Source organism: Halobacillus yeomjeoni, from assembly GCF_020171525.1.
GTDB classification, from domain to species: domain Bacteria; phylum Bacillota; class Bacilli; order Bacillales; family Halobacillaceae; genus Halobacillus; species Halobacillus yeomjeoni.
The window spans coordinates 131,010-145,148 of record NZ_JAIVAI010000003.1 but is presented as its reverse complement, the minus strand read 5'-3'; the positions used below and the strand labels follow the sequence as shown (position 1 = coordinate 145,148).

Genomic DNA, 14,139 nt, shown 5'->3' with positions numbered 1-14,139 from the left:
TAAAATGTACCAAATTCCTCCTACTTCTAAATGCATTTCTGTGTTATACTGCTTTATTAGTGAGATTGTAACGGAATTAGGAGGACGGTCATGACGACATCACTACAAAGTGCAGCAGCTCAAGATCAGTCGAATATCATCCCTTTTTTACCATCAGGGAAGTTTTATTTCTCTCATGGCATACAGGCATTTCAGAAACGCCGTTTCAATGCAGCCGTCAAATGGTTGAAAAAAGCGATCGATACTTCGCCTGATGAACCTCTTTACCAATGCCAGCTTTCTGTCGTATATACAGAAGTAGGCTCTTACCATGCGGCGAATCAATTGTTGAGTGAGGTTCTGACGAAATTCGGAAAAGAGTATGTAGATTGCTATTATCTTATGGCGAATAATTATGCTCATTTAGGGCTGTTGAAAGATGCTAAAAAGTATGCAGACACCTATATGGAGTACGCAGAAGACGGAGAGTTTGAGGAAGCGGCTCAGCAGTTGATTGACATGTTGGAGTCGTTGGATGAAGATGACGAAGATGATGAATGGGCTTTTGATGATGAAGATGAATTACTGATTTATCAAGAAACAGCTTTCTACCACCTTGAGCATGAAGAGTGGGAAGAAGCTATTGGCGTCCTTCATGAGATGATGCAGATGTTCCCTGAATTCACTACCGCAAAGCATAAATACGCATACGCCTTATTTATGAGCGGAGAAGAATCAGAGGCTGTTGATATTGAGGTGGATTGTCTTGAAAAAGAGCCTTCCAACATTCAAAGTCACGTCAACTTGGCAACCTTTTATTTGGAAATGGACAAACGTGACGAAGCCCACGGACACGTCGAGCTCTTGAGAAATGTATTCCCTATGCATGAACAGCAGAAGCTGGCTATTGCCGAAACTTTGGCGCGGGCAGGGTTATATAAGGAAGCAGTCGAGCGATTCAGTGTTTTAAGGGATAAACAAGTAGTTCGTCGGAAAGTCTATTATAAATGGTACAGTATTGCCTCATATCATACAGGAGATCCATCCAAGGCCCTTAACCTTTGGGAAAAAGGCTGTAAACAGTTTCCGAAATTGAGCCTTGATGGTGGACCTTGGACAGAACGCTGATCACAGACTGTGCAGGTGGTTGGGAGGAGTACCTCTCAACCTTTTGCATGTTTGAAAATCAAAACAATTCCAGCCTGTCATGAAAGTTTTTGATGGGATCCAGGCCCATTGGACTAGTTTTCAAGCACATTAATGGACGGTTTTCGTATGATTTACTATGATATGAACATGAAAAGTTAGAAGTTTATTGGAAAAGCAAGGAGCTGATGACCTATGACAGAAGAGCGTATTTATGATGTAATCATCGCAGGTGCCGGTCCAGCTGGAATGACAGCTGCTGTCTATACTTCTCGTGCCAACCTCGATACTCTCATGCTTGAGCGTGGAGTACCGGGTGGTCAAATGGCCAACACAGAAGATGTAGAAAACTATCCTGGATATGAAAGTATTCTGGGACCGGACCTATCAAATAAAATGTTCGAGCACGCAAAGAAATTCGGTGCTGAATACGCATATGGCGATATAAAAGAAGTTGTGGATGGAAAAGAATATAAAATCGTAAAAGCAGGGAAGAAAGAATATAAAACCCGTGCGCTGATCATTACCACTGGTGCTCAGTATAAAGAGCTCGGGGTACCTGGTGAAAAAGAATTAGGCGGCCGCGGCGTATCTTACTGCGCTGTTTGTGACGGTGCCTTTTTCCGAGACAAAGAGCTGGTTGTCGTTGGTGGCGGTGACTCTGCTGTCGAAGAAGGTGTCTATCTCACTCGTTTCGCAAGCAAAGTAACGATCGTTCACCGTAGAGATGAACTTCGTGCCCAGAAGATCTTACAAGACCGCGCATTCGACAATGACAAAATTGACTTCATCTGGGATACCGAAGTGAAATCCATCAATGAGAAAGATGGAAAAGTGGGAAGTGTCACTCTCCACAACAATAAGACAGATGAAGAATATGAGTTTGAAACGAACGGAACATTCATCTATATCGGAATGATTCCACTAAGCACTCCTTTTGAAAGTCTCGGCATTACGAACGAACAAGGATATATCGAAACCGATGAGAAAATGGAAACGAAAGTTCCGGGTGTGTTCGCAGCTGGCGATATTCGTGAGAAAGAGTTACGTCAAATCGTGACAGCTACAGGCGATGGCAGTATTGCTGCTCAATCGGCTCAGCACTATATCGAGAATCTTCTAGAAGAACTTAAGCCGGTCAATAAATAAAGTCATAACATTTTAACTCTTCTGTAATACGAGTGAAATATTATTACGTTATAATGGTGATGATTAATTGACCCCCTTTAATAGATAGAATCTCTATTGGCACAGGTGCTTTTCACCTGTGTTATTTTTTTGGGCATTTTCAGGAGTATGAATCATAATATTGTAGGGTTCGATCTATTCGGTGTATAATGAGGGGAGATGTCCTCTGGAAAGAGAATGAGGTGACAGCTTATGCAACGTGTAGCCAATTGTATTCTAAAAGTAGATGACCATGTTCTCATGTTGAAAAAACCAAGAAGAGGCTGGTATGTAGCTCCAGGTGGGAAAATGGAATCTGGTGAAAATATCAAGGATTCTGCTGTCCGGGAATTCAAGGAAGAAACCGGCCTGTCCGTGGATCAGCCTGAGCTTAGAGGTTCGTTCACATTCATCATGCGTGATGGGGAGAAAACGACCCATGAGTGGATGATGTTTACGTTTTTCAGCACAAGTTATACAGGAGAACTTCTTGATGTCAGCGAAGAGGGGGAACTCGAGTGGGTTCCTGTTGATGAAGTCCTTCAAAAGCCTATGGCTGAAGGAGACCGTCATATCTTCAAACACATATTAAACAGTGAAGAACAAATTTATGGAACATTTGTATATACGACGGATTTCAAACTGATCGATCAGGATATGGATCCGTCCCGACCCGACTAATGAGGAGCGATCGATTATGCCTGAAGATGCTTACAGTACTCAATTAGTAATTATAACTGGGATGTCAGGAGCAGGGAAAACCGTAGCGGTCCAAAGCTTTGAAGACCTCGGTTTTTTTTGTGTGGACAACCTTCCGCCCGCTTTACTGCCTAAATTTTTAGAGTTGATGAAAGACTCCAGCAACAATATCCAAAACGTAGCTTTAGTGATGGACTTGAGAGGGAGAGAGTTCTTTGAATCCTTGTTCGATTCGCTCGATCGTCTAGGCAATGAAGATTGGATACAAGAACATATACTCTTCCTGGATGCAGATGATCAGTCGCTGGTCTCCCGTTATAAGGAAACGAGGAGGTCTCATCCATTAGCTAAAGATGGGCTGCCTTTAGATGGAATCCGTAAAGAGCGAAGGATGCTTGATGAACTGCGTGGACGCTCTCAAACGATCATTGATACATCAAACCTGAAGCCGAAAGCGCTGAGGGAACAAATCATTGAAAAGTATCGTGAGAAAGAACAACAGGTGTTTTCCATCCAGATGGTTTCTTTCGGGTTTAAATACGGGGTACCGATTGATGCGGATTTGATGTTCGATGTGCGTTTCCTGCCGAATCCTCACTACGTTGAACACATGAGGGATTTGACGGGCCTTCATACGGATGTATCCTCTTATGTCTTCAAATGGTCAGATACTCAGAAGTTCCTGGAGAAATTGAAAGATTTGCTGCAATTCATGCTTCCTCAATATAAAAGGGAAGGAAAAAGCCAGCTTGTCATAGCAATCGGATGTACAGGAGGCCAGCACCGGTCTGTAGCTCTTGCTGAATATTTCGGTGAGTACTTTTCCAGTGATTTCAACACACATGTCACGCACCGGGATATTGAGAAAAGGAAAGGGAAATAGCAGATGGCTCAATCAAAAAAGCCCAGCGTAGTCGTCATAGGCGGTGGGACAGGAATGCCTGTGCTGCTGCGCGGGTTAAAAAAATTGCCGGTGGATTTATCTGCGATTGTCACAGTAGCAGATGATGGTGGTAGTTCCGGCAGGCTCAGGAATGAACTGGCCATTCCGGCTCCCGGCGATATTCGGAATGTCGTCGCTGCCTTATCGGATGCTGAACCTATGCTTTTAGAACTGTTTCAGCATCGATTTGCCCATGGAAACGGGTTATCCGGTCACTCCATGGGAAATCTGCTGCTTGCCGCTATGGCTTCCATGTCCGGAGATTTTTATAAAGGAATCAAAGAGATATCAAGAGTCTTGAATGTTAAAGGTCATATTTACCCGATCGCCAATCATTCAATGAATCTTCATGCTGAGTTGGAAGATGGGACCGTAGTCACTGGAGAATCGAAGATCCCCGAGCAGAATAAGAAAATCAAACGGGTCTTTGTCAGTCCTAATCCAGTGCAGCCTCTGCCTGAAGCGGTCGATGCAATCAAGACTGCAGATTTGATTGTCATTGCGCCGGGCAGTCTGTACACAAGCATCTTACCGAATATCATCATTCCTCAAATCGGGGAAGCTTTGAAGGACACGAAAGCTAAAGTTACTTATGTGTGCAATGTAATGACCCAAAAAGGGGAAACTTCAGGGTACACGGCTGCCGATCATTTGCAAGCCTTGGTGGACCACATCGGTACTGGAGTCATCAATTCCATTATTGTTCATAATAAACCGATCGACCAAGGAATGAAGAGTGTTTATGCAAAAGAAAAGGCTGAACCGGTCGTGTATGACATTGATCGTCTCAGGTCAATGGGAATCGAAATCATTGAAGAGGACATTATAGACCATAGTCAAACGATGTTACGTCACGATACAGATAAATTATCCAATCTTTTATATTCGATGCTTTAAAAGGTGACTTGTGGTCAGAGGGGGTGTACATCTATGTCATTTGCATCAGAGATCAAAAAAGAACTGACAAACGTAGAAGCAGAGTCATGCTGTATGGAATCGGAGCTGGCAGCTCTTGTCCGTATGAACGGGACCTTTTCTTTATCCAATAGAGAATATATTCTGGATATTCAAACCGAAAATGCAGCCATCGCAAGAAGAATCTACATGCTCATCAAACAGCTCTATCCTTATCCTGTTGAACTGCTCGTTCGTAAGAAAATGCGCCTCAAAAAGAACAATGTTTACATTGTCAGGATGAAGGAACAGGCGGATCAAGTCTTAAATGACTTGGAGATTCTGGATGGACCTTTATCGATTAATCCAGATATTCCAGAAAAATATATGAAAGATACATGCTGCAAGCGTGCTTATCTGAGAGGCGCTTTCCTCGCCGGCGGGTCTGTGAACAATCCAGAGACCTCCTCCTATCACCTGGAGATCTATTCTTCGGATGAGGAACACAACGAAGCGTTGTGTAAGCTTATGAATCAATTCGGACTAAGGGCGCGTACGCTTGTCCGTAAAAAAGGGTACATTACCTATTTGAAGGAAGCTGAAAAGATCACAGAATTGATCAGCAATATCGGTGCTCATCAAGCCTTGTTTAAATTCGAGGATGTTCGGATCGTCCGTGATATGCGTAATTCCGTCAACCGTTTAGTCAACTGTGAAACAGCTAATTTGAATAAAACAATCGGAGCCGCATTCCGACAAGTTGAAAATATCAAATTTATTGAGCGTACGGTCGGATTGGATGCGCTGCCTGATAAGCTGCAGGAAATTGCTTCACTCCGCCTTCAATACCAGGATGTCTCTTTGAAAGAACTTGGGGAATATGTTTCTGGAGCACCTATCAGTAAGTCAGGAATCAATCACAGACTGAGAAAAATTGATGAATTCGCGGATAAGGTCCGCAAAGGGGAAGTTACAGAAAGCTCTCGAAATTAATGTATTCAAGTTGGATTCATGCTATAATGGTAAACAATTATTAACGCTCTCCCTTTGGGAGCGTTTTTCTTGAGCGTTTTGAATGCGCTTTCGAAATTGGCACAGAGCAGGAATGAGAGGAGAATGAACGATGATTGAACGGACGATAAACGTAGAGTTGGATACAGGTCTTCAAGCAAGACCGGCAGCTCAATTCGTGCAGGAAGCGAACCGCTTCAATGCCGATGTTTTCATTGAAAAGGATGAAAAAAGAGTCAATGCCAAAAGTATTATGGGATTGATGAGCCTCGCCATAGGCACAGGCGAAGAAATTAAGCTGATTGCTGATGGCAGCGACGAAGAAGAGGCATTGGAGAAGTTGGAATCATTTGTAAAAGCAGAGTGATTTTATCACCCTGTTTTGTGAATAAATGAACGTACTTTTGTTTTATATTCATTGTGAAGAGTACAAATAAAAAATCCGCTGCTGGTGCAGCGGATTTTCGATTATTTATCTGTAGTTTTTTCCATAACCTTATCGATTAAGCCATAATCTACAGCTTCGTGTGCAGACATGAAGTTGTCACGATCCGTATCACGTTCGATGACTTCGATAGGCTGCCCTGTGCGTTCTGCAAGGATTTTGTTCAGCTTCTCACGCATCTTGATGATTCGTTTTGCGTGAATTTCGATATCTGAAGCCTGTCCCTGGGTACCGCCAAGAGGTTGGTGAATCATGACTTCACTGTTAGGTAAAGCATAACGTTTACCAGGCTCTCCAGCGTTCAGCAGGAAAGCACCCATGGATGCTGCCATACCTGTACAGATGGTAGATACATTCGGCTTGATGAACTGCATAGTATCGTAGATGGCCATACCAGCTGTGATAGAGCCGCCGGGAGAGTTGATGTACAAGGAAATGTCTTTTTCCGGATCATCTGCTGCCAGGAACAACAATTGCGCGACAACGGAGTTTGAGATGTTGTCATCAATCGGGCTCCCAAGCATGATGATACGGTCTTTAAGTAAGCGGGAGTAAATATCGTAAGCACGCTCTCCGCGATTTGTCTGTTCAATTACTGTAGGGACTAAATTCATGTGATTTCCTCCTTATCATCAATTGAAATTTGATGGAATACATTTATCATACAATTAAGGTCAATGAAGGTCAAACAAAAACAATCGACCTTTTTCTCAGAACACCTGCTACCATCATTCCCTAAAAATATTTAGATAAACATAGATAGAATAGAAAAATTTCTCAGCTGCTCTGGCGTTTATTTTCTTTAAATCTATTGCTTTTTTTTAGTATCATCCCTATAATATTAAATGCATGTCAATTTGCGCCCGTAGCTCAGTCGGATAGAGCGGTGGTTTCCGGTACCACGTCTGTCGGGGGTTCGAATCCCTCCGGGCGCGCTGATTCAAAGAAGCTTCTCTGTCAAAGACAGAGAAGCTTTTTTGGTTCTATTAAAATCTGCTGTTTATTTCCCTCTCCGAATCTAAAGTGCTAACACACCTCTGTGTTCTAAATCCACCCTAAGTTTTTGATAAGCTCAACATCCATTTTATAGGTTCACAACTAATTAATAAGGGTGTTATATCTTTTTCACTCTAATAACTAAGAAGATTCCGAAGCAAATTATGGAAAGGATCCGCTTTCCTGCGGAGGAACCGGCAAACTCCCTCGGGCTGAAGCCCTGTGGGGCCAGAGCCTGTTTCCATTTCCCGTGAAAGTCTCCCCCTTCCCTGACGCCCCTGTGCTCCAGGATGCTTGAAGTTCAATTTTTCATTCCCTCATAGATTTCGATAGCTTAAATAAACGATTATATTATGGTAGTTTTCACAAGTGAGTACATGTGTTATAATATACGAAATAATCAGACTTTTCGCTCAGGTATAAGAAAAGGAGTGTCTATGAAGAATATAATCCGTTACAAATTGTTGGCAACAGAACTCATTTCTGAAGATCGCCGGATTCATGTTTTCGATATGCAGCAACAATTGAAGCTGTCGTTCAATTATGAATCTCTTAAACGGACACGAAGACATTATGCGTGCGAAGAGTTACTCGAATTTTTACAGAAAAGAGAGCTTAAAATAGAGAATGGTTTTTATGATAAACAAGAACACGCTTCCTAAACGTGTTCTTTTTTTGTACCATTTATAATGTGAACCGATGGCAAGGAGGTCAGATGATTGAATACGATCGTTATGTATACTAAAAAACAATGCCCATTATGTGACGAAGTCGAGAGCCTTGTCGGTTTGATGGCATCCAGTTATGAAATAGACCTTGAAGAAGTGGATATCGAACAGGATGATCGGCTGTTAGAGAAGTATATGTTTGAAGTCCCGGTCCTTGTAGTGAATGGAGAGGAGATCGGGTATGAGGCAATTGATTATTTATCTTTAGAAAAACGGTTACATAAAAAAAACGGGGGCTAATGCTTGCGTGCCCGTCCCCCCACTGTTAATATGAAAAAGTGAAAAGGATATTTTTTTGCAGCTGGCGGGACAGAATATGACTAGCTGGGACATAAATATCCCGGAGGTAATGGTGAATTTGAGTTAAAGGAGCTTTTTCATGCGAGCGTTGATCGACTTACAAAAGAAATTGTTCCCTGATGTCTTGGACATTATGCAACGCCGTTATCAACTGTTGCACTTCATTCAAATCATGGAGCCTGTAGGCCGCCGTGCTTTGTCTGAAAACATGGATCTCGCTGAACGTACAGTTCGAAGTGAAGTGGATTTCCTGAATAAGCAAGGGGCCGTGGAAGTGACTTCCAGGGGCATGCATTTGACGTATGAAGGCCAAAATATTCTTGAACAACTTGCTGAGTTCATCAAGGATGTAACAGGAGTCAAGGTTTTGGAACAGCAATTAAAGGATAAATTAAAGCTAGACCACGTCGTTGTTGTTCCAGGAGATAGCGATCAGCTCGATTGGGTAAAACATGAAATGGGAAGAGCCTGCGTCCAGTATTTGAAAGGGCATCTGGCAGCCGGTGAAGCCATTGCCATCACAGGTGGAACGACGATGGCTGCAGTTGCTGGTGCGATGACTCCATTAACCGGCGCGGACCGCTGCTTGTTCGTACCTGCCCGAGGTGGACTGGGAGAACGAGTAGAAAATCAAGCGAATACCATTTGTGCCGAAATGGCGAAAAAAGCTCGTGGAGAATATCGATTGTTGTATGTTCCTGACCCATTAAGTGAAGAATCATATCAGACGATCATAGAGGAACCTTCAATAAAAGAGGTTCTTGATATCATCCGCAATGCAGAAATCGTCATCCATGGCGTCGGTGATGCTCTGACGATGGCTGAACGAAGAAAAACGTCAGCTAAACAGCTGGAGATCATCAAAGAACGCCAGGCCGTGGGAGAAGCCTTCGGATATTATTTCAATACCAAAGGTGAAATCGTTCATAAAGTCCGTACGGTAGGTCTTCAACTCGAAGACTTGAAGCATGCAAGACATGTGATTACGGTCGCGGGTGGTCATACGAAAGCTCAAGCCATTGCATCTTATTTTCAACCGGGACAGAGCAATGTCCTGATCACCGATGAAGGTGCTGCACAAGAGTTAATAAGGGAGCATTCCCTTTAAATAAATCTTTTTTATACATTCTAAGGAGGAATTTTGCATGACTGTAAGAATTGGAATTAACGGTTTTGGTCGTATCGGACGTAATGTTTTCCGTGCTGCTTTGAACAATGAAAACGTAGAAGTAGTGGCGGTCAACGACCTTACTGACGCGAATATGCTAGCTCACCTACTACAATACGACACTGTACACGGAACTCTTTCTCAAGAAGTTTCAACAAACGGTGACAACCTTATCGTAGGTGGAAAAGAAATCAAAGTTCTTTCTGAAAAAGATCCAGCTCAACTTGGTTGGGGAGATCTTGGTGTAGATATCGTAATCGAATCTACAGGTCGTTTCACTCAGCGTGACGACGCGAAGAAACACATGGATGCAGGTGCGAAGAAAGTTATCATCTCTGCTCCAGCTAAGCAGGAAGACCTTACTATCGTAATGGGTGTTAACGAAGATCAGTATGACAAAGATGCTCACCACGTAATCTCAAACGCTTCCTGCACAACGAACTGCCTGGCACCATACGCTAAAGTTCTTGATCAGAAGTTCGGTCTTAAGCGTGGTATGATGACTACTGTCCACTCTTACACAAACGACCAGCAAATTCTTGACCTGCCACACAAAGACTACCGTCGTGCGCGTGCAGCAGCTCAAAACATCATCCCAACAACTACAGGTGCTGCTCAAGCAGTTGCAAAAGTTCTTCCAGAGCTTGATGGCAAGCTTAGCGGTATGGCTATGCGTGTTCCAACAGCAAACGTATCCATCGTAGACTTCGTTGCTGAACTTGATAAGAACGTAACAGCTGAAGAAGTGAACGAAGCGCTTAAAGCTGAAGCTGAAGGTAACCTTAAAGGAATCCTTGGCTACAGTGATGAGCCTCTAGTTTCCACTGACTACAACGGAAACACTCACTCTTCCATCATCGATGGTCTATCTACTCTTACTCTAGAAGACAACATGGTAAAAGTTGTTTCTTGGTATGACAACGAAACTGGTTATTCCAACCGTTGTGTAGACCTAGCTGTTTACATCAAGAACCAAGGACTGTAAAAAGTAAGAATCAATAAAAAGAATTAAAAAGAACGTGGAAAAGGAGGAGGTCTCATGTCCTCCTCCTTTATCCATTTCTAATGGTCCCTGCTTTTAGGCGTTTTCATGGATTGCAAGCGTGGAAACGTACATATGGGCAGGCGATGAACCTGACCACAAACCAAGGAGGTTGTCTTTCATGAATAAGAAAACAATCCGTGATGTTGAAGTACAAGGGAAAACTGTGTTTTGCCGCGTCGACTTCAATGTTCCGATGAGCGGTAAAGAAGTAACAGACGACACACGAATCAAAGCAGCACTGCCGACAATCAAACATTTGACAGGCAACGGTGCCAAAGTGATTCTTGCCAGCCACCTGGGTCGTCCAAAAGGAGAAGCTGTCGAAGAGCTTCGTCTAGACCCTGTTGCCAACCGTTTGAGTGACCTGTTAGGTCAGACGGTTACGAAAACAGATGAGGTGCATGGTGACGAAGTGAACCAGGCACTTTCTGAAATGGAAAATGGCGACGTTCTATTGATTGAAAACGTCCGTTTCCACCCGGGTGAAGAAAAGAATGATGCAGACCTTGCTAAAGCGTTCGCTGATATGGCAGACCTTTATGTCAACGATGCATTCGGTGCTGCACACCGTGCTCATGCGTCAACAGCAGGTGTAGCTGAACACCTTCCGGCTGTCGCAGGTTTTCTTATGGAGAAAGAAATCAATGTATTAGGACAAGCGCTATCCGATCCTGAACGTCCTTTCACTGCCATCATCGGCGGAGCGAAGGTCAAAGATAAAATCGGAGTCATCGATAACCTGATTGACAAAGTCGATCATTTGATTATCGGCGGCGGACTTGCTTATACCTTCATAAAAGCACGTGGCTATGAAATCGGTAAGTCTCTTCTAGAAGAAGACAAAATCGACTTGGCTAAAGAATATATGAAAAAAGCAGAAGATAAAGGCGTGAACTTCCACATGCCTGAAGATGTAATCGTTGCTGACGATTTCTCTGATTCTGCGAATACGAAAGAAGTCGGAATCGACAGCATCCCTTCTGATTGGGAAGCGCTGGATATCGGACCGAAAACAAGAGAGAAGTATGATCAAATCATCAAAGATTCCAAGCTCGTCATTTGGAACGGCCCTATGGGCGTATTCGAGCTTGAAACATTTGCAAACGGAACAAAAGCGGTCGCAAATGCACTTGCTAACACCGAAGGTTATACTGTCATCGGTGGTGGAGACTCTGCCGCAGCCGTTGAAAAGTTCGGTTATGCTGATGACATGGATCACGTATCCACAGGAGGCGGCGCTTCCTTGGAATTCATGGAAGGTAAAGAACTTCCAGGTGTCGCTCTACTAAACGATAAAGAATAGGAGAGGTGAAGGAAACATGCGTAAACAAGTGATTGCAGGAAATTGGAAAATGAATAAAACCCACCGCGAAGCGGAAGATTTTATTCAAACGACAAAAAATGAAGTGCCTTCTTCTGACCAGGTGGAGTCAGTCGTATGTGCACCGGCTCCTTTTCTTCAGAAGCTCGTTGAAGAAACAGAAGGTACAGACTTGAAAATCGGTGCTCAAAACATGCACTTTGAAGAAAGCGGCGCATTCACTGGTGAAGTAAGCCCGGTTATGCTGAAAGAGCTTGGCGTCACGTATGTCGTACTTGGCCACTCCGAACGTCGTGAAATCTTCAACGAAACAGATGAAGATGTGAACAAAAAAGTCCATGCTGCTTTCAAACATGGTCTGACTCCAATCATCTGTGTCGGTGAAACGCTTGATCAACGTGAAGCGAATCAAACAATGGATCATGTAGAAGCACAAGTGAAGAAAGCGTTGGAAGGCTTGACGAACGAACAGTGTGCACAGGCGATCATCGCTTATGAGCCAATCTGGGCGATTGGTACTGGACGTACGGCTTCTGCTGAGCAGGCGAACGAAGTATGTACACACATCCGTAAAGTTGTCAGCGAGTTCGTCAATGCTGAAGCTGCAGATGCAGTCCGCATCCAATACGGAGGAAGCGTTAAGCCGGCAAACGTCGAAGAGCTTCTGTCTCAATCCGATATTGATGGTGCACTAGTCGGCGGAGCAAGCCTTGAAGCTGATTCCTTCCTAAAACTTGTGGAGGCAGGTAAGCATGAGTAACAAAAACTTAGCAGCATTAATCATCCTTGATGGCTACGCTCTTCGTGATGAAGAGTTCGGAAACGCCGTCAAGCAAGCGAACACCCCGAACTTTGATCGGTTTTGGAACCAGTTCCCTCATTCCCAATTGACTGCATGTGGAGAGGCTGTAGGCCTTCCTGAAGGACAAATGGGGAATTCGGAAGTCGGTCACTTGAATATCGGTGCAGGTCGCGTCGTTTACCAAAGTCTGACACGTATCAATCTTTCCATCCGAGAGAGAGATTTCTTTGAGAATGAAGTGATGCTGAACGCTGTCCGCCATGCGAAAGCGAAAGGCAAAGCCCTTCATATCTTCGGTCTATTGTCAGATGGAGGTATTCACAGCCACATCAACCATATGTTCGCAACTCTTGAGTTAGCTAAGGAAGAAGGCTTGGAGCAAGTTTATATCCACGCTTTCCTTGATGGACGTGATGTAGGTCAACAATCTGCAAAAACGTACATCAAACAGACTCAGGAAAAAGTTGAAGAACTGGGAATCGGTCAAATCGCTACGATCTCAGGTCGTTATTATGCGATGGACCGTGACAATCGCTGGGATCGCGTGAAAAAGGCTTATGATGCCATCGCTTACGGCGAAGGACCGAAGCATAAGGATCCCATTCAAGCGATCGATGAATCCTATGAAAAAGAAGTGTATGATGAATTTGTTGAACCTGTGGTCCTTACAGACGACCAGGGAGAAGCACTTGGAACGGTAGAAGATGAAGATGCCATCGTGTTCTTCAACTTCCGTCCAGACCGTGCCATCCAGATTTCACGCACTTTTGCTAACGATGATTTCGAAGATTTCGACCGTGGTGAAAAAGCTCCGAAGAACCTTCATTTTGTCGGGATGACTCAATACAGCGATGCTGTGAACAGTAAAGTGGCATTCCCACCGAACAACTTGAAGAATACAGTAGGAGAAGTTCTGGCAGACAATGACATGAAGCAGCTGCGCATTGCTGAAACAGAGAAATACCCACACGTCACATTCTTCATGAGTGGAGGACGTGAAGAGAAGTTTGATGGGGAAGAGCGCATCCTGATCGATTCTCCTAAAGTTTCCACTTACGATCAAAAACCTGAGATGAGCGCTTATGAAGTGACGGATGCTCTGCTTGCTGAATTGGATGCAGAGAAGCACAATGCGATCATTTTGAACTTTGCCAACCCGGATATGGTTGGACACTCAGGAATGCTTGAGCCGACCATCAAAGCAATTGAAGCTGTCGATGAGTGCTTAGGCAAGATCGTAGATAAAATTCATGAAAAAGGCGGACACGCCATCATTACAGCAGACCACGGAAACTCTGATGAGGTGACGACCTCTGAAGGAGATGCCATGACTGCTCATACAACAAATCCAGTTCCTGTCATCGTCACTAAAGAAGGCGTAGAACTGCGTGACGGAGGAGTATTGGGTGACTTATCACCAACTCTATTGAAGTTACTCGGCGTCGAACAGCCGGAAGAAATGACAGGACAATCATTAATCAAATAACAAGGGAGA

At 43.8% G+C, this 14,139-nt stretch carries 15 protein-coding genes and 1 tRNA gene; 15 read left to right on the top strand and 1 reads right to left on the bottom strand.

What is annotated here, in order from left to right:
- Window positions 1–90: 90 nt before the first annotated feature.
- The 7 genes from LCL89_RS11255 (at window position 91) to LCL89_RS11225 (ending at window position 6,206) form a co-directional block, all read left to right on the top strand.
- The gene (locus LCL89_RS11255) at window positions 91–1,107 is read left to right on the top strand and encodes a tetratricopeptide repeat protein (RefSeq protein ID WP_224810173.1); all 1,017 of its coding nucleotides are present in this window, start codon (window positions 91–93) and stop codon (window positions 1,105–1,107) included.
- A 213-nt stretch (window positions 1,108–1,320) separates the two neighbouring features.
- A complete protein-coding gene (gene trxB, locus LCL89_RS11250) occupies window positions 1,321–2,274 on the top strand; it encodes a thioredoxin-disulfide reductase (protein ID WP_224810172.1) in 954 nt (317 codons plus the stop codon).
- A gap of 231 nt (window positions 2,275–2,505) precedes the next feature.
- Window positions 2,506–2,973, top strand: coding sequence for an 8-oxo-dGTP diphosphatase (locus LCL89_RS11245; protein ID WP_224810171.1), 468 nt, complete (start codon window positions 2,506–2,508; stop codon window positions 2,971–2,973).
- A gap of 16 nt (window positions 2,974–2,989) precedes the next feature.
- Complete coding sequence (gene rapZ / locus LCL89_RS11240) at window positions 2,990–3,874, top strand: RNase adapter RapZ (protein ID WP_224810170.1); 885 nt, start codon at window positions 2,990–2,992, stop codon at window positions 3,872–3,874.
- 3 nt (window positions 3,875–3,877) lie between these two features.
- Window positions 3,878–4,831, top strand: coding sequence for a gluconeogenesis factor YvcK family protein (locus LCL89_RS11235; protein WP_224810169.1), 954 nt, complete (start codon window positions 3,878–3,880; stop codon window positions 4,829–4,831).
- 33 nt (window positions 4,832–4,864) lie between these two features.
- Window positions 4,865–5,821, top strand: a complete 957-nt coding sequence (gene whiA / locus LCL89_RS11230; protein ID WP_197317543.1) for a DNA-binding protein WhiA — start codon at window positions 4,865–4,867, stop codon at window positions 5,819–5,821.
- Between the two features lie 130 nt (window positions 5,822–5,951).
- Window positions 5,952–6,206 carry an HPr family phosphocarrier protein gene (locus LCL89_RS11225; protein WP_197317544.1) on the top strand — a complete coding sequence of 85 codons (255 nt, stop codon included), beginning with the start codon at window positions 5,952–5,954 and terminating at the stop codon, window positions 6,204–6,206.
- 101 nt (window positions 6,207–6,307) lie between these two features.
- On the opposite strand, the gene clpP is transcribed toward LCL89_RS11225, so the two are convergent.
- Window positions 6,308–6,898 carry an ATP-dependent Clp endopeptidase proteolytic subunit ClpP gene (clpP, locus tag LCL89_RS11220; RefSeq protein ID WP_197317545.1) on the bottom strand — a complete coding sequence of 197 codons (591 nt, stop codon included), beginning with the start codon at window positions 6,896–6,898 and terminating at the stop codon, window positions 6,308–6,310.
- 245 nt (window positions 6,899–7,143) lie between these two features.
- Between clpP and LCL89_RS11215 the strand changes: the two genes are divergently transcribed.
- The 8 genes from LCL89_RS11215 to gpmI all read left to right on the top strand — a co-directional run bounded on the left by LCL89_RS11215 (window position 7,144) and on the right by gpmI (window position 14,130).
- A tRNA-Arg gene (locus tag LCL89_RS11215) sits at window positions 7,144–7,219 on the top strand.
- 498 nt (window positions 7,220–7,717) lie between these two features.
- The gene (locus tag LCL89_RS11210) at window positions 7,718–7,942 is read left to right on the top strand and encodes a hypothetical protein (protein ID WP_197317546.1); all 225 of its coding nucleotides are present in this window, start codon (window positions 7,718–7,720) and stop codon (window positions 7,940–7,942) included.
- A gap of 57 nt (window positions 7,943–7,999) precedes the next feature.
- Window positions 8,000–8,248 (top strand): glutaredoxin family protein, encoded by a 249-nt coding sequence (locus tag LCL89_RS11205; RefSeq protein WP_224810168.1) that lies wholly within the window; start codon window positions 8,000–8,002, stop codon window positions 8,246–8,248.
- 139 nt (window positions 8,249–8,387) lie between these two features.
- Window positions 8,388–9,416, top strand: a complete 1,029-nt coding sequence (locus LCL89_RS11200) for a sugar-binding transcriptional regulator (protein WP_224810167.1) — start codon at window positions 8,388–8,390, stop codon at window positions 9,414–9,416.
- 37 nt (window positions 9,417–9,453) lie between these two features.
- Window positions 9,454–10,461, top strand: coding sequence for a type I glyceraldehyde-3-phosphate dehydrogenase (gene gap / locus LCL89_RS11195; RefSeq protein WP_224810166.1), 1,008 nt, complete (start codon window positions 9,454–9,456; stop codon window positions 10,459–10,461).
- Window positions 10,462–10,639: 178 nt separating this feature from the next.
- Window positions 10,640–11,824, top strand: coding sequence for a phosphoglycerate kinase (locus LCL89_RS11190; RefSeq protein WP_224810165.1), 1,185 nt, complete (start codon window positions 10,640–10,642; stop codon window positions 11,822–11,824).
- Between the two features lie 16 nt (window positions 11,825–11,840).
- On the top strand, window positions 11,841–12,602 hold the full coding sequence (gene tpiA / locus LCL89_RS11185) for a triose-phosphate isomerase (protein WP_197317551.1): 762 nt from the start codon (window positions 11,841–11,843) through the stop codon (window positions 12,600–12,602).
- The gene (gpmI, locus tag LCL89_RS11180) at window positions 12,595–14,130 is read left to right on the top strand and encodes a 2,3-bisphosphoglycerate-independent phosphoglycerate mutase (protein WP_224810164.1); all 1,536 of its coding nucleotides are present in this window, start codon (window positions 12,595–12,597) and stop codon (window positions 14,128–14,130) included. The genes tpiA and gpmI overlap by 8 nt, the downstream gene beginning before the upstream one ends.
- Window positions 14,131–14,139 lie beyond the last annotated feature (9 nt).

Coding starts and splice junctions, on each gene's coding strand:
- LCL89_RS11245 (WP_224810171.1), top strand. CDS start 2,506: ATGCAACGTGTAGCCAATTGTATTCTAAAAGTAGATGACCATGTTCTC.
- LCL89_RS11200 (WP_224810167.1), top strand. CDS start 8,388: ATGCGAGCGTTGATCGACTTACAAAAGAAATTGTTCCCTGATGTCTTG.
- gap (WP_224810166.1), top strand. CDS start 9,454: ATGACTGTAAGAATTGGAATTAACGGTTTTGGTCGTATCGGACGTAAT.
- trxB (WP_224810172.1), top strand. CDS start 1,321: ATGACAGAAGAGCGTATTTATGATGTAATCATCGCAGGTGCCGGTCCA.
- clpP (WP_197317545.1), bottom strand. CDS start 6,898: ATGAATTTAGTCCCTACAGTAATTGAACAGACAAATCGCGGAGAGCGT.
- rapZ (WP_224810170.1), top strand. CDS start 2,990: ATGCCTGAAGATGCTTACAGTACTCAATTAGTAATTATAACTGGGATG.
- whiA (WP_197317543.1), top strand. CDS start 4,865: ATGTCATTTGCATCAGAGATCAAAAAAGAACTGACAAACGTAGAAGCA.
- LCL89_RS11255 (WP_224810173.1), top strand. CDS start 91: ATGACGACATCACTACAAAGTGCAGCAGCTCAAGATCAGTCGAATATC.
- tpiA (WP_197317551.1), top strand. CDS start 11,841: ATGCGTAAACAAGTGATTGCAGGAAATTGGAAAATGAATAAAACCCAC.
- LCL89_RS11235 (WP_224810169.1), top strand. CDS start 3,878: ATGGCTCAATCAAAAAAGCCCAGCGTAGTCGTCATAGGCGGTGGGACA.
- gpmI (WP_224810164.1), top strand. CDS start 12,595: ATGAGTAACAAAAACTTAGCAGCATTAATCATCCTTGATGGCTACGCT.
- LCL89_RS11210 (WP_197317546.1), top strand. CDS start 7,718: ATGAAGAATATAATCCGTTACAAATTGTTGGCAACAGAACTCATTTCT.
- LCL89_RS11225 (WP_197317544.1), top strand. CDS start 5,952: ATGATTGAACGGACGATAAACGTAGAGTTGGATACAGGTCTTCAAGCA.
- LCL89_RS11190 (WP_224810165.1), top strand. CDS start 10,640: ATGAATAAGAAAACAATCCGTGATGTTGAAGTACAAGGGAAAACTGTG.